16 protein-coding genes are annotated in these 19,432 nt (G+C 72.6%); 9 read left to right on the forward strand and 7 right to left on the reverse strand.

What is annotated here, in order from left to right; genetic code table 11:
- Positions 1-356: 356 nt before the first annotated feature.
- The 3 genes from EF879_RS25320 to EF879_RS25325 all read left to right on the forward strand — a co-directional run bounded on the left by EF879_RS25320 (position 357) and on the right by EF879_RS25325 (position 2,286).
- Positions 357-554 (forward strand): hypothetical protein, encoded by a 198-nt coding sequence (locus EF879_RS25320; RefSeq protein WP_123562912.1) that lies wholly within the window; start codon positions 357-359, stop codon positions 552-554.
- Between the two features lie 217 nt (positions 555-771).
- Positions 772-1,470, forward strand: a complete 699-nt coding sequence (locus EF879_RS27060) for a HEAT repeat domain-containing protein (protein WP_148086553.1) — start codon at positions 772-774, stop codon at positions 1,468-1,470.
- A 102-nt stretch (positions 1,471-1,572) separates the two neighbouring features.
- Positions 1,573-2,286 carry a hypothetical protein gene (locus tag EF879_RS25325; protein ID WP_123562914.1) on the forward strand — a complete coding sequence of 238 codons (714 nt, stop codon included), beginning with the start codon at positions 1,573-1,575 and terminating at the stop codon, positions 2,284-2,286.
- Between the two features lie 94 nt (positions 2,287-2,380).
- On the opposite strand, the gene EF879_RS25330 is transcribed toward EF879_RS25325, so the two are convergent.
- Together EF879_RS25330 and EF879_RS25335 are read right to left on the reverse strand one after the other, a co-directional pair.
- Positions 2,381-2,887, reverse strand: a complete 507-nt coding sequence (locus EF879_RS25330; RefSeq protein WP_123562916.1) for a DUF4241 domain-containing protein — start codon at positions 2,885-2,887, stop codon at positions 2,381-2,383.
- A 178-nt stretch (positions 2,888-3,065) separates the two neighbouring features.
- On the reverse strand, positions 3,066-3,584 hold the full coding sequence (locus EF879_RS25335; RefSeq protein ID WP_123562918.1) for a hypothetical protein: 519 nt from the start codon (positions 3,582-3,584) through the stop codon (positions 3,066-3,068).
- A gap of 46 nt (positions 3,585-3,630) precedes the next feature.
- Here EF879_RS25335 and EF879_RS25340 point away from each other — a divergent pair, with 46 nt between their 5' ends.
- Positions 3,631-4,380 (forward strand): alpha/beta fold hydrolase, encoded by a 750-nt coding sequence (locus EF879_RS25340; protein ID WP_123562920.1) that lies wholly within the window; start codon positions 3,631-3,633, stop codon positions 4,378-4,380.
- 125 nt (positions 4,381-4,505) lie between these two features.
- Here EF879_RS25340 and EF879_RS28400 read toward each other — a convergent pair whose 3' ends face one another.
- Together EF879_RS28400 and EF879_RS25350 are read right to left on the reverse strand one after the other, a co-directional pair.
- Positions 4,506-5,234 carry a hypothetical protein gene (locus EF879_RS28400; RefSeq protein ID WP_233604745.1) on the reverse strand — a complete coding sequence of 243 codons (729 nt, stop codon included), beginning with the start codon at positions 5,232-5,234 and terminating at the stop codon, positions 4,506-4,508.
- Between the two features lie 115 nt (positions 5,235-5,349).
- Positions 5,350-6,267, reverse strand: a complete 918-nt coding sequence (locus EF879_RS25350; RefSeq protein WP_233604746.1) for an SURF1 family protein — start codon at positions 6,265-6,267, stop codon at positions 5,350-5,352.
- 258 nt (positions 6,268-6,525) lie between these two features.
- Between EF879_RS25350 and EF879_RS25355 the strand changes: the two genes are divergently transcribed.
- Positions 6,526-8,523 (forward strand): cobyrinate a,c-diamide synthase, encoded by a 1,998-nt coding sequence (locus EF879_RS25355; protein WP_123563017.1) that lies wholly within the window; start codon positions 6,526-6,528, stop codon positions 8,521-8,523.
- Positions 8,520-9,092, forward strand: coding sequence for a GNAT family N-acetyltransferase (locus EF879_RS25360; protein ID WP_123562922.1), 573 nt, complete (start codon positions 8,520-8,522; stop codon positions 9,090-9,092). Before EF879_RS25355 ends, EF879_RS25360 begins: the two co-directional genes overlap by 4 nt.
- Positions 9,093-9,179: 87 nt before the next feature.
- Here the strand turns inward: EF879_RS25360 and EF879_RS25365 are convergent, their stop codons facing one another.
- Positions 9,180-11,342 carry a transglycosylase domain-containing protein gene (locus EF879_RS25365; protein WP_123562924.1) on the reverse strand — a complete coding sequence of 721 codons (2,163 nt, stop codon included), beginning with the start codon at positions 11,340-11,342 and terminating at the stop codon, positions 9,180-9,182.
- 143 nt (positions 11,343-11,485) lie between these two features.
- On the opposite strand from EF879_RS25365, the gene cobC reads away from it, so the two are divergent.
- The 3 genes from cobC to cobA are packed head-to-tail and all read left to right on the forward strand — an operon-like array spanning position 11,486 to position 15,083.
- Entirely contained in the window at positions 11,486-12,631 is a 1,146-nt protein-coding gene (gene cobC / locus EF879_RS25370; protein ID WP_123562925.1) for an Rv2231c family pyridoxal phosphate-dependent protein CobC, read from the forward strand.
- The gene (locus tag EF879_RS25375) at positions 12,631-13,758 is read left to right on the forward strand and encodes a nicotinate-nucleotide--dimethylbenzimidazole phosphoribosyltransferase (protein ID WP_123562927.1); all 1,128 of its coding nucleotides are present in this window, start codon (positions 12,631-12,633) and stop codon (positions 13,756-13,758) included. Before cobC ends, EF879_RS25375 begins: the two co-directional genes overlap by 1 nt.
- A complete protein-coding gene (gene cobA, locus EF879_RS25380) occupies positions 13,755-15,083 on the forward strand; it encodes a uroporphyrinogen-III C-methyltransferase (protein ID WP_123562929.1) in 1,329 nt (442 codons plus the stop codon). Before EF879_RS25375 ends, cobA begins: the two co-directional genes overlap by 4 nt.
- Before the next feature lie 108 nt (positions 15,084-15,191).
- Here the strand turns inward: cobA and otsB are convergent, their stop codons facing one another.
- The gene (gene otsB, locus EF879_RS25385) at positions 15,192-17,753 is read right to left on the reverse strand and encodes a trehalose-phosphatase (RefSeq protein WP_123563019.1); all 2,562 of its coding nucleotides are present in this window, start codon (positions 17,751-17,753) and stop codon (positions 15,192-15,194) included.
- A gap of 47 nt (positions 17,754-17,800) precedes the next feature.
- Positions 17,801-19,201, reverse strand: a complete 1,401-nt coding sequence (locus tag EF879_RS25390) for a trehalose-6-phosphate synthase (protein ID WP_123562931.1) — start codon at positions 19,199-19,201, stop codon at positions 17,801-17,803.
- Positions 19,202-19,432 lie beyond the last annotated feature (231 nt).

Below are 19,432 nucleotides of genomic sequence, written 5' to 3' on the forward strand. Positions count from 1 at the left end.
GCTCATGAGTAAACTTTCGCCAACGCCCCGGATCCTGAGGGATATTGCGTCTGTTCTTCAGCTGGACGTCGATGACCTATTTGTCATTGCGGGCTTGCCGCCGGACTGTGGACCGGCTACACAAGGGCCGTACCGTGCCACCCTCGAGACAGGCCAACTGGTCGCCGCCGCTAGCTTCCTCACTGCCTCGCAGGTCAAGCAGCTGGTCCAGTCCGCTAGGGTCATGAGGGAGAACAGTCGGGAAGATCTGGAGCATGAGCCTAGCCCCGTTTCCGTCATGTGAGTGTTTGGGAAGGGTTGTTGTGGGTGGCGTGGTGGTGTGACTTCGGGTGGTGGGACGGTCACGGTCGTCTCCTGTGATGAACGCTGATGTCATGCGTCAGGTTCGAGACGCCGAAAAGATCGCCCAGTGGGACGACGCAACGGCGCTGGATCATGCGGTGGCCCTCCGTCAATCGGCCCGTAGTGAGGGTTACGCGCTGGCCGACGTGATTGCCGGCGAATGGGGCGAACCTACGAATGCCTTTCTCGTCGAGCAGCCCCCGCTGTTTTGATGGCGAGGTTGACGTTCCCGTAGCTGTTAAGAGCTCCTAGCACGATCTTGAGGTTATCTGCTTGATCAGACGCATCCAGCAGATCAGGGCGCAGGCGAGGCTGACGAGTGCCTCGTGGAGGTCGAGGTGGCGTTCCCATCGGACGGCCAGGCGACGAAACTGGTGAAGCAAGGCGATGCACTGGTCGGCGCGAGGGGCGAGAATGTCGCATATTGGGTTGCAACTGCGGTACGCAGCGGATGCTAACGAATTCGAAGCCGGTGTAGCGGAAGCTGTTCGCGGAGGTGCCGCTGGTGACGAAGCATTGGCGCGGGCGCTGCTGGCGGTTGGACGTGCACGGCGTGTCACGATCGTCGCGGCGTTGGGTGAGGCTGAGGGGCCGTTTGGGGTCCCGGTTCTCAGATCTCTCGTACAAGAGAAACGTGAGGACGTCGACGTGCGGTGCGCCGGCCTGGTCGCCCTGAGTAAGAGGATCGGGGTCGAAGCGTCAGATGTGTTGGTCAACTGCTTGGCTGACGAGAATGAGTCGGTCCAGCGCTACGCACTCAAATGTCTCGCTTGCGTGGGTGATGATCGTGGCTGGGCCCAGGTGTATGAGCTGCTTCAGGTCGCGTTGAGCGGGGCGCCTCCGAGATTCCCCAACAGTCTAAGCTTCAAAACGCTTTCGCTTCAGTCGGAGAATCTTGCGGCGATCGGCTACTTGGCCCGTCATTTGACTACGCCGAATCGTCGAAGTGCGCTCGTAGATGTGGTTGTTGGTGGCTGGGAGAAACTGTATTCCGCCGAGCGGCAATGGTTAAATGAGTATTGTCCGTCTCTTACGCCGAAGGGGCGACATGAACAAAAGGAACTAGATGTCGGTTGGATAACATCTTGGCTGTGCCACCCGCTGATGTCGGTGCTTTATTTGAGGTGATCTCGGAGGGTGTCTGATTCATAGAGTTTGTGGGTAATGTGTGTTTAGAGGGGTCATGATTTAGTGGGGCTGCAGCCCCATTAGTCGTGAGGTGAGACAGAGGTGTTCAGCGTTACGGGCGATCTGGTGGAGTTGCCAGATGATGCGGCTGCGGTCTGTGAGCTTATCTCCAGCTTCCTCGAGAGCTGGAACGTGACGCAACCTGGCCTGGACCTCTCGTTGGCCGAGAATGAGGTGCGCGAGGCTGAGTATAGGCTCGGTCTCGCGCTACCCGTGGCCCTACGCTGGATGCTCACGAATGTGGGCGCGGGTCATAACGTGATCGGGCGCCAGGACTTCCTCGTTCACCCGCGATGTCTGGAAATTGACGACCAGGGGGTGTTGGTTTATCGCGTGGAGAACCAGCACTGCGCGAAATGGGGGGTCCGCGTAGATGAGATAGGGTATTTGGATCCTCCTGTGATCTGGAAGGATTTGCAGGCTGGTGCGGAGTGGTGTTCGTATCAACAACGACTCTCGGTTGACTTACTGGAGATGGTGTTCAATGAGGCGATGCTCTCGCCGGAAGCCAACGTCCTGCAAACTGAACTAGCATCAGGCGCGCCGCCCGAGCTCGACAGTTTGCCGCGCTTGGCAATTCCAGAGCACGTCTTCTGGCCGCTTCCCGAAGGGCCTCCTGTTCGCTGGTACGGCATGCGCGACTGCCTTATCCGCAACGATGGCGACGTATGGCTGTGGGCTTTCGGTCGCACGGCCGATGACGTCAACAGGGCCACACGTGCGATTCCCGGCGAATGGACCAGATCGCAGGAGTAAGCGCGCCCCTACTTGCCGTGCCATCCACTGAACTGGACTGAGTGATTCTGCAGCAGCGCGGGACGCTGCTCGCAGGTCAAACTGCTCGTCCTCGTCATTCGGCCTCGGCGGGCGGAAACAGCAGCATGTCGGCGACGAAGCAGGCGATCTCCCCGGAGGAGTCCCGGCCGATCCAGGTCGGGTACGCCCCGTCGCCCCAACCGCTCGCCCAGGCCACCACGGCGCCGTCGCCGACGACGGCGTACGAGTCGGTGTCGAAGGTTTCGAGATCACTATCCAGTTCGGGCAGCCGGGCAGCCGCCTCGGCGTCGACGAAGCAGGCCATCCCGGCGTCCACCCCGAAGCCGAAGAACTCCCCGGCGCCGAGGTCGAGCGGATCCTGACCGTCGCGCAGCGCCAGCTCCCACGAGACGACCCGACGGTCGGTGACGTCGAGCCGGGCGGCGGCGATCCGGCGGTGCTCGGGGTCGTCGACGAACGTCGCGATGCTGACGGTCACCGGGTACGTCCCGGGTGCGACGGTGACGGTGAACGGCTCGTTGTCATATCGGAGCCAGGCCGGGTCGGCGGCGACCAGCCGGCCCGACGGCAGCGGCAGCATTCCCGCGGGCGCGGTGGACAGCCGCAGCCGCCGATCCCTGATGGAGCGTTCGGTGCCGGCGCGGAACAGCTCCGCGACCTGGTCTGGCCGCAGCGGCCGGGGCGGCTGCCACGGTGGACCGTCGGCGCGGCGTACCGGCAGCGCGTGGTCGCCCGCCTCGGCGATCTCGCAGCCCTCGTCACCGGCGAGCGCGAGCAGCGCCTGCCATCGACCGAAGTCCGGGCGTGGCAGTCGGGGTGGCTGCTCGCGACGAATGGAGTCGCGCCCGGGGCCCCCGGTCGCCCTGCGGCTCGTCGATGTCGGTCCGCTCGCCGGCCAGCAGGTACGTCGTGGTGTGCCGGGCCGCGGCGCGCGGGAACTCGGGCCCGTCGAGCTCGGGCGGGCCGGACCAGGTCTGGACCTCGCGCAGGAACAGGTCGCCGTCCGGGGTCCGGCGCAGCTCGTGGCGGGAGATCCGCCGGCCGGCCGCGTCGAACCGCGCGAGCTGGCAGTAGTTGTCGGCCCAGGCGAGGTCGAGGACGGCGTACGGCCGGCGGCCGTCGGGGGCGGTGGCCATTCCCCCGGTGCCGGTGCGGAGCAGCACCACACTGTACGGCTCACCGGCGGCGTCCCGCGCCCGCGCGGCGGCGGGGGCCAGGGGGTTGACGACCGCGTCGTCCCAACCGTCGGCGTACACCGCCGCGAGCGTCAGCGTCATGGTCGGCGAGCGTAGTAAACACCGCTGACACCGCCGGACCCGACGAGTGCCGCCCTCGCCCGGGGCACCGACCGGCGCCCGTGCTCCGCCCGAGCCGCAGCCGCCAACGCCGACGACCACGAGCTGTGGATGCCGGCCCGGCGCGGCTACGGCCCCAGCGACGTCCCGTCCGGACCCACGTCGTTTCCCGACGAGGTCGCCGACGTACGCGGTCGTCGAGGCGGCCCGGGAGTCCTCGGGCCGGCCGGTGCACCTGGTCGGCGCCTCCTACGGCGCGATTCTGGCCCTGCACACCGCGGCGGCGGACCCGCGCGACCTGCGGTCGCTCGCCATCTTCGAGCCGCCGCTGTTCGCGGCCGGGCCGCAGACCGTGCCCCTGCTCGACCGGTACCGTGCCGCCCTCGAACGGGACGACGCCCCGGCGATGGCCGCGGTGCGCAACGAGGTGACCCGGGTTCCGGCGGAGATTGTCGCGGCGTTCGCCGCCGCGGCCGGTGACCGGCGGCCCGCCCCGGCCGAGGCACGGCGCGTGGCGGTCGGCTGGCCGCACGATCTCGAAGCGCTCGCCGCGGACAGCACGGACCTGACCCGCTGGTCCGCCATCACCGTGCCGACCCTGCTGATGCAGGGCGCCGACACCTGGGAGCCGATGCCGAGCACACTGGACGCCCTCGCGCCGGCGATGCCCCGGGCGCGCCGGATCAGCTGGCCCGGGCAGTCGCACTTCGTGACGTCGACCGCACCCGAACTCGTCGCGGACGCCCTGCGCCGGTTCTTCGCCGAGGTCGCCGGGTAGCCGGTGCGGCATCCCGCCACCCGACCACACCCGGAGACGGATGCCCGTCTCCGGCGATCAAGCTCGTTCGCCGCCCGGCGCCGCCGATTCGTTACGTGGCCGCGCCGGGCGGACGCGCCGCGCGCTCAGGCCGCGGCGAGCGAACGGACGTAGTTGACCTGCTGGTGAATGGTGTGGACCTGCTGCTGGCTGGTGACCGGGATCCGGGCCACGTACTGCCGGCTGCCGTTGGTCACGGTCACCTGGACCACGCCGCGGTACACGGTCTCCTTGACCAGCAGGAAGAGGAGGCTGAGCACGGTCAGCACGCAGAAGCCCACGATCGCGAGGACGATCGCCCAGGTCGGGGTCTTCTGCTCGGACTGCCAGAAGTCCGCGACGTGCCACTGCGAGCCGGCGAGCGGCATCTCGCCACTCGGGGTGCGTACCGTCGTCGAGGTCACCGTGATCTCGCCGATCTGCGCCACCACCGGGCCGGGCTGCTGCCACTGCCCGCCCCCGGCCGGGACGAGGCTCCCCGGCGGTGTGCTGACCGGCGATCCGCTGACCGGCGATCCGCTGACCGGGGGCACGCTGACCGGCGGCACGCCGCCCGGATAGGCCGGCGCCGGCGGGTACGCCGGTGCCGGAGTCGCCGGCGAGGCGGGCGGCTGCGGCGGCAGCGTGTACGTCGGCGGCTGCGGCGGTGGCGGCGTCGCGGGCGAGGACGTGTTTCCGGTCGGCCACGGGTCGGTCGGCGGGGGAGTGAGCTCCGACGCCGCACCGGTCGGCGAGGACGTGGGGTCCGACGCTGCCGCACCGGTTATCGGCGCCGTAGGATCCGACGTCCCCGCATTGTTCGGGTCCACGCTCATCTCGACTCCTTCCCCACGCCACCCGAATCTGTCTCGCAGACCCTAGCGGGACCGCGCGCCGGCCCGACAGCCGGGTATCCGCCCCGGAGTCCGATTTCGGCGACGGATCCGGCGGTCAGCCGACCCGGTCCGTGGCGGCCCGGTCCGCGGCCGCCCGATCCGTGGCGGCCCGGTCCAGCGACGGCGCGGCGGCCAGGTCGAGCGGCTCGGGAGCCCGCGCCCGGCGTCCGTCCGACCGGCGGGCGTCGGCGGTGCGGTCGGCCGGACCTCCGCCGGTCTCGCCCCGGGCCTCGCGCCGGGCCGCCCAACCGAAACCGACCAGGGCCAGCAGCGCGAAGAGCCACCACTGGACGACGTACCCGGCGTTCTGCCAGTCGTTCTCGTGGCCGATCGGGATCGGCGAGAAGGCCGGATCGGCGGGCGGCGTCTGCTCGTCCAGCAGCAGATAGCCGTGGTAGAGCGGGTACGGCAGCTCCCGCGCCAACGTCGGCACGGCGATCCGCCGGGTCTCCAGTCGCCCGTCCCGGGGAACGACCGCGTCCGGTTTGCTCTCGGACAGGTGCACCCGGCCGATCACGGTCACCTCGCCCGAGGGCGCCGCCGGCACCTCCGGCCGGGCCGTCGCGTTACCACCCGGGACCGGCGGGATCCAGCCCCGATCCACCAGGACCGCGGTGCCGTCCGCCAGCACCAGCGGGGTCAACACCTCGAAGCCGACCCGGCTCTCCACCGTACGGTTGCGGACCAGGATCGACCGGCTGTCGTCGTACCGGCCGGTGACCGTGACCCGGGTCCAGGCCGCGTCGGCCGGCGGCGCCGCACCCACCGACCCGGCCGCGCCGTCCGGCGCCGGGACGACCTGGTCCAGCGGCACCGGCGTCATGCGCGCGGTGGCGTCGATCCGGTCGTTGATCGCCGCCCGCTCCTGGTACCGGTGCAGCTGCCAGGTGCCGAGCAGCACCATGACCGCCGAGGCGGCCAGGGTCAGCGCGAGAATGCCCAGCCAGCGGGGCGTGAGCAGGAACCGGTACACGACCCGAGGCTACCCGGGCCGGCGTCGCGGCCGACCAGGTGGGCGCCGGAGCAGCGCCGGTCCGGCGACGACGGGATGGTGACCGGAGGCGCGGCACGGCGCCACGCGGCCGGCTCGGCGCCCCTGCCGACGGGCGGTCGACGGGTATCCTCACGGCCGGTCGGTCCGATCGACGGATCCGACCGTGTCGCCCCCCGTACCGCCGCCGTCCGCACCGCCCGGGGACCGGGCCGGTGCCCGCGCCCCGAGGAGCCGACCATGATCGCCGTGCCGCGCGTAGTGGTGAGCGCACCGTCGTCCGGGCACGGCAAGACCGCGATCGCGGTCGGCCTGCTCGCCGCCCTCGCCAACCGCGGACTGAAGGCCGCCGGGTTCAAGGTCGGGCCCGACCACACCGACGCGGCCTACCTCGGGATGGCCGCCGGGCGCCTCGGCCGCAACCTCGATCCCCGCCTGGTCGGGCCGCAGCGGATCGCCCCGCTCTTCGCGCACGGCGCCGCCGACGTCGACATCGCGGTCGTCGAGGGGACGATGGGACTCTTCGACAGCCTGGCCGGGCGGCCCGAGACCGAGTCGACCGCGGCCATCGCGACCGCGGTACGCGCGCCGGTCGTCCTCGTCGTCGACGTCGCCGCGATGGGGCAGTCGGTGGCCGCGCTCGCGCACGGCTTCCGGGCGTACGACGAGATGCTCTGGCTCGGCGGGGTGATCCTGAACCGGGTCGCCTCGGACCGGCACGAGCAACTGCTCCGGGACGCGCTCGACGACATCGGCGTACCGGTCTTCGGCGCGCTGCGGCGGCGTGACCTGCCCGCCGTACTCCCGTCCCGGCAGCACGGGGTGGTGCCGGTGATGCAGCGCGGGGTCGAGGCGTACCGGGGGATCCGCCGGCTCGGGGAGGCGGTCGCGGGCGCGCTCGACCTCGACCGGCTCCTCGCGCTCGCCCGGTCCGCGCCCCGGGTGCCGGTCGAGGCGTGGTCGGCGCCGCAGGAGGTGGGCGAGGCCCAGCCCGGCCCGGGCGGCGAGCCCCGGCGGCGCCCCGTGGTCGCGCTGGCCGGTGGCCCGGCGCTGTCGTACTCGTACGCCGAGACGGCGGAACTCCTGACGGCGGCGGGTGCCGAGGTGGTGACCCTCGATCCGCTCCGCGACGAGGCGCTGCCGCCGGGGACCGACGCGTTGGTGATCGGCGGCGCGCTACCCGAGACGTACGGGGAGGAGCTGTCGGCGAACCGGCGGCTCTGCATCGCGGTCGCGGAGCTGGCCCGGACCGGCCGGCCGGTCATCGCGGAGGGGGCGGGCCTGCTCTGGCTGGCCCGGGAGTTCGACGGCCGCCCGATGTGCGGGGTGCTGCCGGCGGTCGGGACGAGCCTGGACCGGACCGTGGTCGGCTACCGGGAGGCGACCGCCCGGGCCGACTCGCCGGTGGCCCGGGTCGGCACCCGGGTCGTCGGCTACAAGCAGCACCGGGGCGTCCTCAACCCGCGGGCGGGGCAGACCCCCGCGTGGAGCTGGGGTGGTGGTCCGCCGGAGGGGTTCGTCTGGCGCCGGGTCCACGCCTCGCAGCTGATGCTGCACTGGGCGAGCAGTCCCGGCATCGCCCGGCGTCTGGTGGCGGCGGCGCTCGCCGGGCCGCCGGCCCGGACCGCCGGTCCCGCCCCGTCCGCGGCTCCGGCAGCGCCCGGTTCCGGTCCGACTCGTCCGGTCTCGCCGGCGGGTGTGGGTGCGCCGGCGCGTCCGGTCTCGCCGGCCGGTGCGGCCGCGCCGACCGGTCCCGCGTCGGCTGGTCCGACTACCCGGCCCGGTACGCCGGCCGGTGCGGCGCCCAGCGCCCCGGTTCCGCCGGCGGGCCCCGTCCCGCCGGCCGGGCCGAGAGCGCCGGCGCGGCCCGCCCCGTCCGGGGCGGAGGCGGCCCGACCCAAAGCCCCGGTCGACGGCGGACCAGCGGTCACCTCCGGGTCGCCGGGCGGCCCCGGCCGGGGTGAGCCCGCCGCGGCACCCGTCTCGCCCGCCGCGGGCGCCGCCGGGCCGGAGCGGGACGCCCCGGTCCCGCCCACCCCGTCCCGGAAACCCGCCCCGGTCTCGCCCGCCGGGCCGGTGGGCGGCGTACCGGTCTCGCCCGCCGCCCCGGCCCAGGCGGCCCCGGCGGCGGTACCCCCGGCCGTGCCGCCGGACGTGCCGCCCGTGTCCCCGGCGGCGGTGCCACCCGCCGGACCCCCGCCCGCCGACCCGTCGGATGAAAGCGGGTCCGCGGAATGAGCGGCGAGGTGGCGGTACGCCGGTTCCCGAGCCTGACCGTCTCGACGCCCCGGGTACACGTCCGACCGCTCTGCGCCGACGACGCCGAGGCGGTCTCGGCGATCTTCGCCGACAAGCAGACCCAGCGCTGGCTGCCCCTGCAACGGGATCAGGGGCAGATCGACGGGCTGGCCTGGTGCACCGAGATGGCCCAGGAACGGCGGGACAGCGGCAACGGCGACCACTACGGCGTGATCCGGCGCGAGGACGACCGGCTCGTCGGCTGCCTCTGGACGAAACGGACCGACTGGGGCGGCCGGATCACCGAGGTGTCGTACGCGATGGCGCCGGAGGCGCGCGGCTTCGGCCTGGCCGCCGAGGCGGTCGACGCGCTGGCGGTGGCGCTGATCCTCGAACACGGCTTCCAGCGGCTGGAGGTGCGGGTGGCGCCGGGCAACATCGCCTCCCGACGCGTGGCCGAGAAGGCCGGCTTCACCTACGAGGGGTTGCTACGCAACGCCGGGTACGTCCACAGTGGTCGGGTCGACCTGGAGGTCTGGTCGCTGGTGGCCGCCGACCTGCACCGCTGACCCGGCGACCCGCACGCCCCGACCGCCGCCGACGACGGAACCCGGCCACCCGAATCACCCGACCATCCGCATCATCCGCCGATCGCCTCATCCGACCATCTCGTCGGACGGCGGGGTGAACTGGCGTACCGGCTGGTCCTTCAGCGCATCCCGGAGGAAGCCGGCGACCGCGTGGATCGGCTTGTCCGACTGTCCCCCGCCGACCGCGTTCATCGGGCTGTCCGGGTCGGAGAGGAAGCTCGCCACGGCCAGTTCCGGGGTGTACCCGACGAACCAGGCCGCCCGGTCGCTGTCGGTGGTACCGGTCTTGCCGGCGACCGGCCGGCCGACCGTACCCCGGACGGAGTCGGCGGTGGACCAGCCGCCGCAGGATCCGCGGGCCGGAGTGTCCCCGGTAGGGCAGCGGGCGGCGTCGGTGGCGGCCCGGGCCGCGTCCGGGCTCACCTCCTGGCTACACCGGGGACTGGCGATCTCCAGGTCCATTCCCGACCCGGTCCGATACGTCGCCGGGGTGCCGTCCGGGTTGGTGATCGAGAGCACCGGCAGCGCCTCGCAGAACCGCCCCTCGGCCGCGACCGCGGCGTACGCGTTCGCCATCTCCAGCGGGGTCACGTCCGAGGTGCCGAGGGTGAACGCGCCCCACCGGTTGGCGTGGTCCGGGGAGGCGAGCCGCTTGTCCACCTCGGTCCGCCACTGGAGGCCCAGCCGTTCGGCGAGCCGGACGACGTTCTCCGCGCCGACCTGCTGCAACAGCCAGACGAAGTAGGTGTTGACCGACTTGCCGAACCCGGACCACATGGTCTGGACGCCGCTCATCGCCCCGCTGGCGTTCGACGGGCACCAGTAGCCGCCGCAGTCGGTCGGGCCGCCGCTGCCGTCGGGATAGATCGAGACGAACCGGTGTGGGGAGTTGAACGACGTGGAGAGCGGCAGCCCGGCGTCGAGCGCGGCGAGCATGGTGAACATCTTGAACGTCGACCCCGCCTGGTAGCCGGGGAGATCCCCACCGCCGAGGAGCGGGACCACCGTGTTCGGATAGTTGCCCTTGATCTTGCCGCGCTTGCTCGGGTCGGAGTGCGGGCCGTTGTTGCTCTGGTCCAGCGAGTAGACGCGGTTGACCGCCATGGACCTGACGTACCCGGTGCCCGGTTCGACCGCCACCAGGCCGTGCGCGAACGGGCTGCGCGCCGACTCGTCGGCCAGGATCTGCTGTTCGGCGATCTCCTGGAACTTCGGGTCCAGGCTCGTCACGATCGTGTAGCCGCCCCGCCGCAGCCGGTCGAGGCGTTCCAGCGAGTTCCGGCCGAAGGCGGGCTGGGTCGCCCACCACGCCTTCAGGTAGTCGCAGAAGAAGCCCCACCCGTTGTGCTGCTTCGGCACCGACATGCAGTCGTTGGGCGGGCTGCTCAGCCGGAGCCGGATCGGCTCGGCCTGGGCCGTCGCCGTCTGCGACGCGGAGAGGTAGCCCATCTCGCGCATGCGCTCCAGCACGTAGTTGCGCCGGTCGGTGGCGGCCTTCTGGTCCGAGCTGGCCGGGTCGTACGCCGTCGGTGCCTTGACCAGGCCGGCGAGGGTGGCGGCCTCGACCGGGGTCAGGTCGCTGGGACGCTTCGAGAAGAAGATCTCGGACGCGGAGTAGATGCCGTAGGCGCGGTGTCCGAAGTAGGCCGAGTTGAGGTAGCGCTCCAGGATCTCGCCCTTGGTCGTCTCCTTCTCCAGGTCGATGGCGAGGCGGATCTCCCGGAGCTTGCGCAGGCTGGTCTGCTCGGTGGCCTGTCGCACCTCCATCGGGGTCTTCGCGCTGTCCCGCAGCGCCATCCGGACGTACTGCATGGTGAGCGTCGAGGCGCCCTGCGAGACGCCGCCGGCCTGCTGGTTGGCGACGAAGGCCCGGATGATGCCCTTCGGGTCGACGCCGCTGTGCTCGTAGAACCGGGTGTCCTCGGCCGCCACGATCGCCTGCTGCATCCAGGGCGAGATCTGGGAGAGCGGGACGTAGCGTCGGTGCTCCTCGTAGAAGGTGGTGATCAGGGTGGTGCCGTCGGCGGCGTAGACGTAGCTGGTCTGCGCGGGCGCGGCGGCGAGCAGGTCGGCCGGGGTCTTGTCGACCAGCTCCGCGCCGGCCTTCGCGGCGAGGCCGCCGGCCGCGGCGAAGGGGAACAATGCCGCGGCCACGACGACGCCGCCGATGAGTCCGGCGCGGAGGAGGGGTACGAGTCGACCAGGTGCTGAGCGGGTGGGGTTGGTCACAACCTCAAGTTATGATATTGCCCGGAAAATCATGATAAAGATTCGCGAATCTGCCGGTCGGCCGATCGGCGAGTGCGACGACTCCCGATGCCTCGGGTTGGCGCCACTGGCCGCCGTCCCCCGGCTTCGGCAGGATCTCGCTCATGTGCCCGCCGCCCGCCACCGCGTCCCGTACCCCGAGCGACGCCGATCCCGACGGGGTCGCGGACCCGGACCGGAGCGCGACGCGGCCGGACGACGGTCCCGATCTCGGGCACCACGGGGACGCCGAGGTGGCGCCCGGCCTGGTGGACCTCGCGGTCAACGTCCAACACCAGCCGATGCCGGACTGGCTGCGGACCCCGATCGTCGCCGCGCTGGACAACCTGGCGGCCTACCCCGACCCGCGACCCGCCCGGGCCGCCGTCGCCGCCCGGCACCGCCGCCCCGAGGCCGAGGTGCTGCTCACCGCCGGGGCGGCCGAGGGCTTCGTGCTGCTGGCCCAGGCGCTGCGCGGGGCGTACCGCCCGGTGGTCGTCCACCCCCAGTTCACCGAACCCGAGGCGGCGTTGCGCGCGGCCGGGCACCGGGTCGACCGGGTGATCCTTTCCGCGGGGGACGGCTTCCGGCTGGACCCGGCACGCGTGCCGCCCGACGCGGACCTGGTCGTCCTGGGCAATCCGACGAACCCGACATCGGTGCTGCACCCGGCGGAGACCGTCGCGGCACTGGCCCGGCCGGGCCGGGTCCTGGTCGTCGACGAGGCCTTCGCCGACACCACCCTCGCGCCGGACCGGCCTGACCGCGGGGAGCCCGAGTCGCTGGCGGCCCGCCGTGACCTGCCCGGGCTGGTGGTGGTCCGCAGCCTCACCAAGACCTGGGGACTCGCCGGTCTGCGGATCGGCTACCTCCTCGGCCCGGCGGACCTGGTCGCGCGCCTGGCCGCCGTACAACCGCTCTGGGCCGTCTCGACCCCCGCCCTCGCCGCGGCCGTCGCCTGCGCCAGCCCCGTCGCCGTCGCCGCCGAGCGTCGGATCGCCGCGCGGCTCGCGGCCGACCGCGCCCACCTGGTCCGCCGGCTCGGCGAGCTTGCCCCGGTACGCGTCGCGGGCACCCCGGCCAGCGCCTTCGTCCTGCTCCACATCCCCGGCGCCGCCCGGGTCCGCCTGGCGCTGCGCGAGCGGGGCTACGCGGTACGCCGGGGCGACACCTTCCCCGGGCTGGGCCCCGACTGGCTGCGCGTGGCGGTCCGGGACACCGCCACGACCGACCGGTTCGTGGCCACGCTCGCCGAGATTCTGGAGGTCTGATGCTGGAACGTACCCTCGCGGCGATCGGTCCGTGCGACGAGTCCGCGATGGCGGCGGCCCGTGCACTGCAGAGCCGGCTCACCAAGCCGGCCGGCTCGCTCGGCGCCCTGGAGGAGCTCTCGGTACGCCTGGCCGGCCTCGCCGGAGCCTGCCCGCCGCCGCTGCCCGAGCCGGCGGCCGTAGCGATCTTCGCCGCCGACCACGGGGTACACGCGCAGGGGGTCACCCCCTGGCCGCAGGAGGTGACCGCCCAGATGGTGGCGAACTTCCTGGCCGGCGGTGCCGTCGTGAACGCCTTCGCCCGGCAGACCGGCGCCTCGGTCACCGTCGTCGACGTGGGGGTACGGCAGACGCCCCTGGCACCGCAGACGTCTCCCGGGGAGGCGCGTCCGCACACCCCGGCCGGCCCGGAGCCGGGTGCCGTCCCGGCCGGTCTCGACGCGCCCCGGTTGATCACCGCCACCGTCCGCCCCGGCAGCCGGGACATGACCGTGGAACCGGCGCTGACCCGGGCGGAGGCGCGTCGCGCCGTCGAGGTCGGGATCCGGGTGGCCGACGAGCTGTGTGACGCCGGAGCCGGGATCCTGGTCACCGGGGACATGGGGATCGGCAACACCACGCCGGCGGCGGCGCTGATCGCCGTCTTCACCGGGGCCGACCCGGCCGAGGTCACCGGGCGGGGCACCGGCGTGGACGACGAGACGTACGCCCGGAAGGTCGAGGTGGTCCGGCGGGCGCTGGCCCGGCACCGGCCGGATCCGGCCGACCCGCTCGGCGTCCTGGCGGCGGTGGGCGGACTGGAGCACGCGGCGCTCGCCGGGTTCATCCTCGGGGGCGCCGCGCGGCGTACCCCGGTCCTGCTCGACGGGGTGAGCGCGGTGGCGGCGGCCCTGACCGCGGTGGCGCTCGCCCCGGACGCGGTCCATGCGCTGGTCGCCGGGCACCGGTCGGCCGAGCCGGGCGCGACCGCCGGCTTGGAGCGGCTGGGGCTGCCGCCGATAATCGATCTGGGCCTACGGCTCGGCGAGGGCACCGGCGCCCTGCTCGCCTTCCCGGTCGTCGCTGGCGCCGTCCGGGTTCTCCACGAGGTGGCGACCTTCGACTCGGCGGGAGTCTCGGAGAAATGACCCTGTATCCGCTGGCGCTGCGGCTTGCCGGACGACGTGTCCTCGTGGTCGGCGGTGGGGCGGTGGCGACCCGGCGGATTCCGGCCCTGCTGGAGGTGGGTGCCGAGGTGGTCGTGGTGTCGCCGGACCTCACCCCGGCCCTGCGGGACCGGGCCGGCGCGGGCCGGCTGCGCTGGATCCCCCGTCGCTTCGAGCCGGCGGATCTCGACGGTGCCTGGCTGGTCCACGTCGCGGTCGACGACCCGGTCGCCGCCGCGGCGGTCAGTGCCGCAGCGGCCGAGCGCCGCATCTTCTGCGTCCGCGCCGACGACCGGGAGGCCGCGACCGCCTGGACCCCGGCGGTGGCCCGGCACGGCCCGCTGACGGTCGCCGTGCTCGGCGGTGGCGACCCGCGGCGCGCCGTGGCGCTCCGGGACGCGATCCGGACGGGCCTGACCGAGGGGACCCTTCCCGGCACCGGCCCGAAGCCGACCGCTGGGTCCGGGACGGCTGCCCCCGGGCTGGCCGGTCCCGACGGCCGGCCGGCCCCGGCCGCTCCGGCCGCTCCTGGCCCGGCGGGCCGGCGGATCGGGACGGTCGCGCTGGTCGGCGCCGGTCCCGGCGACCCCGAGCTGATCACGGTACGCGGCCGGCGGCTGCTCGCCGAGGCGGACGTGGTGGTGGCGGACCGGCTGGTGCCGGGGCTGCTCCTCGACGAACTCCGGCCCGAGGTGGAGCTGGTGGACGCCACGAAGATCCCGCACGGGCCGGCCGCCACCCAGGAGGAGATCAACCGGATCCTGGTGGAACGGGCGCTGGCCGGCGCCGCCGTGGTACGCCTCAAGGGCGGCGACCCGTACGTCTTCGGACGCGGCGGCGAGGAGCTGCTCGCCTGCGCCGCGGCGGGGATCCCGGTGACGGTGGTGCCCGGGGTGAGCAGCCCGATCGCCGCCCCGGCGGCGGCCGGGATCCCGGTCACCCACCGCGGGGTGGCGCACGAGTTCACCGTCGTCTCCGGCCACCTGCCGCCCGACCACCCGGACTCCCTGGTCGACTGGGCGGCGCTGGCCCGGCTACGCGGCACCCTGGTCGTGCTGATGGGGCTGCACAACCTGGCGGCGATCGCCGCCGCGCTGCGGGCGCACGGGCGGCCACCGGAGACCCCGGCGGCGGTGGTGCAGGAGGGGACGACCGGCGCCCAGCGGGTGCTCCGGTCGACGCTGGCGACGGTCGCGGACGAGGCCCCGGCGGCCGGGATGCGGCCCCCGGCGGTGGTGGTCGTCGGACCCGTGGTGGACGTCCTGGCCGGCGCGGCCGGACCGCTCGCCGTGCCGTCGTCCGGTTGATCGCGTTCTCGTCCGGTTGATTGCTTCGTCCGGTTGATCACGGAGTTGCCGCCGGAGCCCCGCGGGGGAGCGGCGGCAACCCCATGATCAACGTCGGTGGACGCCCGCTCAGGCCTTGAGCATGTCGTCCAACAGCAGGGCGCAGCGGATCAGACCGAGGTGGCTGTACGCCTGCGGGTGGTTGCCCAGTCCCCGCTCGGAGATCGGGTCGTACTGCTCGGGGAGCAGCCCGGTCGGGCCGGCGGTGTCGACCATCTGGGCGAAGAGCTCCTCCGCGTCACCGCGCCGGCCGGTGCGCAGGTACGCCTCGATCAGCCAGGCCGTGCAGATGTGGAAACCGCCCTCCCGGCCCGGCAGGCCGTCGTCCCAGTGATAGCGGTAGACGACCGGCCCGCTGCGCAGGTCGGCCTCGACCTTCAGCACGGTGGCCAGGAACCGCGGGTCGTCGTTGGGAAGCAGCCCGGACAGGCCGATCCACAGCGAGGAGGCGTCCATCTCCTCCTCGCCGTACGCGACCGTGTACGCGCCGGCCCCCTCGTGCCAGCCGAACTCCAGCACGTTGTGCCCGATCCGGTCGCGCAGCTCGACCCACTCGGGCCGGTCCCCGTCACCGTGCCGGCGCACCAGGTGCAGCGCCCGGTCCACCGTCATCCAGCACATGACCTTGGAGTAGACGTGGTGCCGGGGCGGCAGGCGGGCCTCCCAGAGCCCGTGGTCGGGCTCGTGCCAGCGCCGGGCCACCGCCTCGACCATGTTCTCCAGCACCCGCCACTCCGTGTCGCGGACCGAGCCACGCAGGTCGGCGACCGCGGCCAGCAGGTCCGCGATCGGCCCGAAGACGTCGAGCTGGAGCTGGTGGTTGGCGAGGTTACCGACCCGGACCGGCCGGGAGCCGGCGTACCCGGGCAGGGTGTCGATGACCGCCTCGGCGCCGAGTTCGTAGCCGTCCACCGTGTAGAGCGGGTGCAGCCGTTCCGGGTGTCCGCCGGTGCGTTCGATGCAGCCGTCGACCCAGCGCAGGAACGCCTCGGCCTCGGCCAGCGAGCCGAGGTCGACCAGGGCCCGCGCGGTCATCGCGGCGTCGCGCAGCCAGCAGTAGCGGTAGTCCCAGTTGCGGACCCCGCCCAGCTCCTCCGGCAGCGAGGTGGTCGCGGCGGCGAGAATCGACCCCGTGGCCTCGTGACAGAGGCCGCGCAGGGTCAGCGCGCTGCGCGCGACCAGATCGCGGGCGGTGGTCGGCAGCCGGAGTGTGGCGAGCCAGTCCCGCCACGGCTGCTCGGCCCGGGCCTGGCGTTCCTGCACCGACACCTGGTGGTGGGCCAGGCTGTGCGAGCCGAACCGCAGCTCGCAGGTGATCGAACCGCCGGCGGCGGCGAGGTCGACCACCGCCCGGGCGGTCTCGTAGCCGCCGTCGTCGGAGATCTCCCACTCGACGCCGGGGGAGTAGAGCGCGATCGGCTCGTTGGAGCCGAGCACCAGCAGCCCGTCGCCGAGCGGCTGCAGCTGGACGGCGACCTGGCCGAACTCCGGCCGGGGGGCGAAGACCAGCCGGACCCGGCCGGTGCCGGTGACCACCCGGATCAGCGTGGAGTCGCCGCTGATCACGGCGGATCCGCTCGGTACGCCGACACTGGAGGGCCGGTCCAGCCAGTCGGTGACGGTCAGTCCCGACCAGCGGGTCTCCACCGTCATCGTGCCGGGGCGGTAGCGCTGCCCGAGGGGAAGCCCGCCCCGCTCCGGGGCGATGCTGAAGTGCCCGGCCGGGGCGCCGCCGACCAGGTCGGCGAAGATCGCCGGCGAGTCGGGCTTGGGGTGGCAGAGCCAGGTGATGTTCGCCTCCGGCGTGACCAGCGCGACGGTACGCCCGTTCGACAGCATCGAGTGCCGCTCGATCGGCACCGCGCGTTCGCCGAAGAGCCAGGTGCGGCGGACCTCGAGCAGCAGGCCGAGGACCCGGGCGGCGTCGACCGGCTCGGCGATCCGGAAGTTCGCCCGCGTCTCGCCGGGGCCGATCTTGATGCCCACGTCCGGCCCGTGCAGCGTGGCGAACGCGTTCTCGTCCGTGACGTCGTCCCCGATGAACAGCGCCGCGCTCGCCGAAAGCTGGGTACGCAGCTGCTCCAGGGCCGTACCCTTGTTGGTCGGGATCACCGATATCTCGATGACCTCCTTGCCCCGGGTCACCGTGACGTCGGGCCAGCTCGCCGGCCCGGCCTCGACGGCGGCGACCACCTGGGCCGCGACCTCGGGTGTGGTGCCCCGGGTGTGCACCGCGACGCTCGCCGGCTTGCTCTCCAGCCGTACCTGTGGCCAGGCGGCGACGATGCGGCGCAGCTCGTTGCGGAGCCGGGTACGGATCTCGATCAGCTCGGGGGAGAGACGCTCGACGAATCCGATGTCGAACTCGGAGCCGTGGCTGCCGACCAGGTGTACCTCGCTGGGGAGCCGGGAGAGCGTGGCGAGGTCCCGCAGCGCCCGGCCGGAGACGACCGCGACGGTGGTCTGCGGCAGCGAGGCGAGCGCGCGGACGGCGGCGACCGACTCGGGGAGCGGGACGGCCTTGGTGGGGTCCTCCACGATCGGCGCGAGCGTGCCGTCGTAGTCGCAGGCGACCAGGAGCTGCGGCACCCGGGCGATCCGCCCGATCGCGGCCCGCAGCTGGGGGTCGATGGCGTCGAGCGTGCGGGGATCGGGGTCGAGGACCGAGGACGACGATTTCACTCGGCCTCCGCTTCCGGGACACCCAGCTCGTTGAGGAACGACCGGGCCCAGTGGCCGACGTCGTGGGTCCGCAGGTGGCGCTGCATGATGCGCATGCGGCGCCGGGCCTCGGCCTTGTCGACGTGGACCGCGCGCATCAGCGCGTCCTTGACACCGTCCGGGTCGTGGGGGTTACACAGGAACGCCTGGCGCAGCTCGGTGGCGGCGCCGGCAAACTCGCTGAGCACGAGCGCGCCGCCCGTGTCGGCGCGCGTAGCTACGTACTCCTTGGCCACCAGATTCATTCCGTCTCGCAGCGGGGTCACCATCATCACGTCGGCCGCGCAGTAGAGCGCGGCCAGTTCACTGCGACTGTACGACTGATGGAGGTAGTGAACTGCCGGGACACCGACTCGACCGAATTCCCCGTTAATCCGGCCAACCTCGCGTTCCACCTTGACCCGGAGTGCCTGGTAGTGCTCCACGCGTTCCCGACTCGGCGTGGCAACCTGCACCATAACCGTCTCGGGAACTGTCAACTTTCCGTCAGCGAGCAACTCGCGGAAGGCCTTGAGCCGGAGCTCGATCCCCTTGGTGTAGTCGAGCCGGTCCACGCCCAGGATCACGGTCTTCGGGTCGCCCAGCTCGGCGCGGATCTGCTTGGCCCGGGCCTGCACGGCGGGGTCGCGCGCCATCCGTTCCATCTCGGCCACGTCGATCGAGATGGGGAAGGCGCCGGCCTTGACGTTCCGCCCGTCCACCTTGATCATTTGTCCCTCGTACCGGAGGCCGAGCAGGTGCCGGGCCAGCCGGACGAAGTTCTGCGCCGCGAGCCGCTGCTGGAACCCGACCAGGTCGGCGCCGAGCAGACCGCGCAGCACCTCGGCGCGCAGCGGCATCTGCATGAACAGCTCGATCGGGGGGAAGGGGATGTGCAGGAAGAAGCCGATCCGCAGGTCGGGGCGGATCTCGCGGAGCATCGCCGGCACGAGCTGGAGCTGGTAGTCCTGGACCCAGACCGTCGCCCCCTCCGCCGCCACCTCCGCGGCGGCCTCGGCGAACCGGGCGTTGACCAGCCGGTACGCCTCCCGCCAGCGCCGCTTGTAGACGGGCGTCTCGACGGCGTCGTGGTAGAGGGGCCAGATCGTGGCGTTGGACTGCCCTTCGTAGTAGCGTTCGAGTTCCTCCGCACTGAGCGGCACCGGGTGCAGCCGGATACCCTCCAGGTCGAAGGGTTCCGGGGCGGCGCCCACGCCGCCGGCCCAGCCCACCCAGGTCCCCTTGTGCTGGGCGAGCACGGGGTGGAGGGCGGTGACCAGACCTCCCGGGCTCCGGCGCCACTGTCGTCCCTCGGGCGTGGTCACCTCATCCACCGGCAGGCGATTGGCGACGACCACGAACGAGCTGCGTACGGTCACAATCAGTGCACCTCCGGTGATGACGGGTCCCACCGCTGAGCGTACTGAGCGTAGCTGCGGCTCCGAGCCTCGCGGGTCACTACCACAGCCCCGTGGGATCGGGGCCTCTCCTGCCCTGTCGCCCGGGTGGGGAAACGGTGATCATGGACACGGGGCGGCTCGCGCGTGGGGTGATGTGGGCGTGGCGGGGTGGACCTGTCAGGATTGACGGTGGCGTTTCGCCCAGCCTCG

It is taken from the genome of Micromonospora sp. HM5-17, from assembly GCF_003762835.1.
Taxonomy (GTDB): Bacteria; Actinomycetota; Actinomycetes; order Mycobacteriales; family Micromonosporaceae; genus Plantactinospora.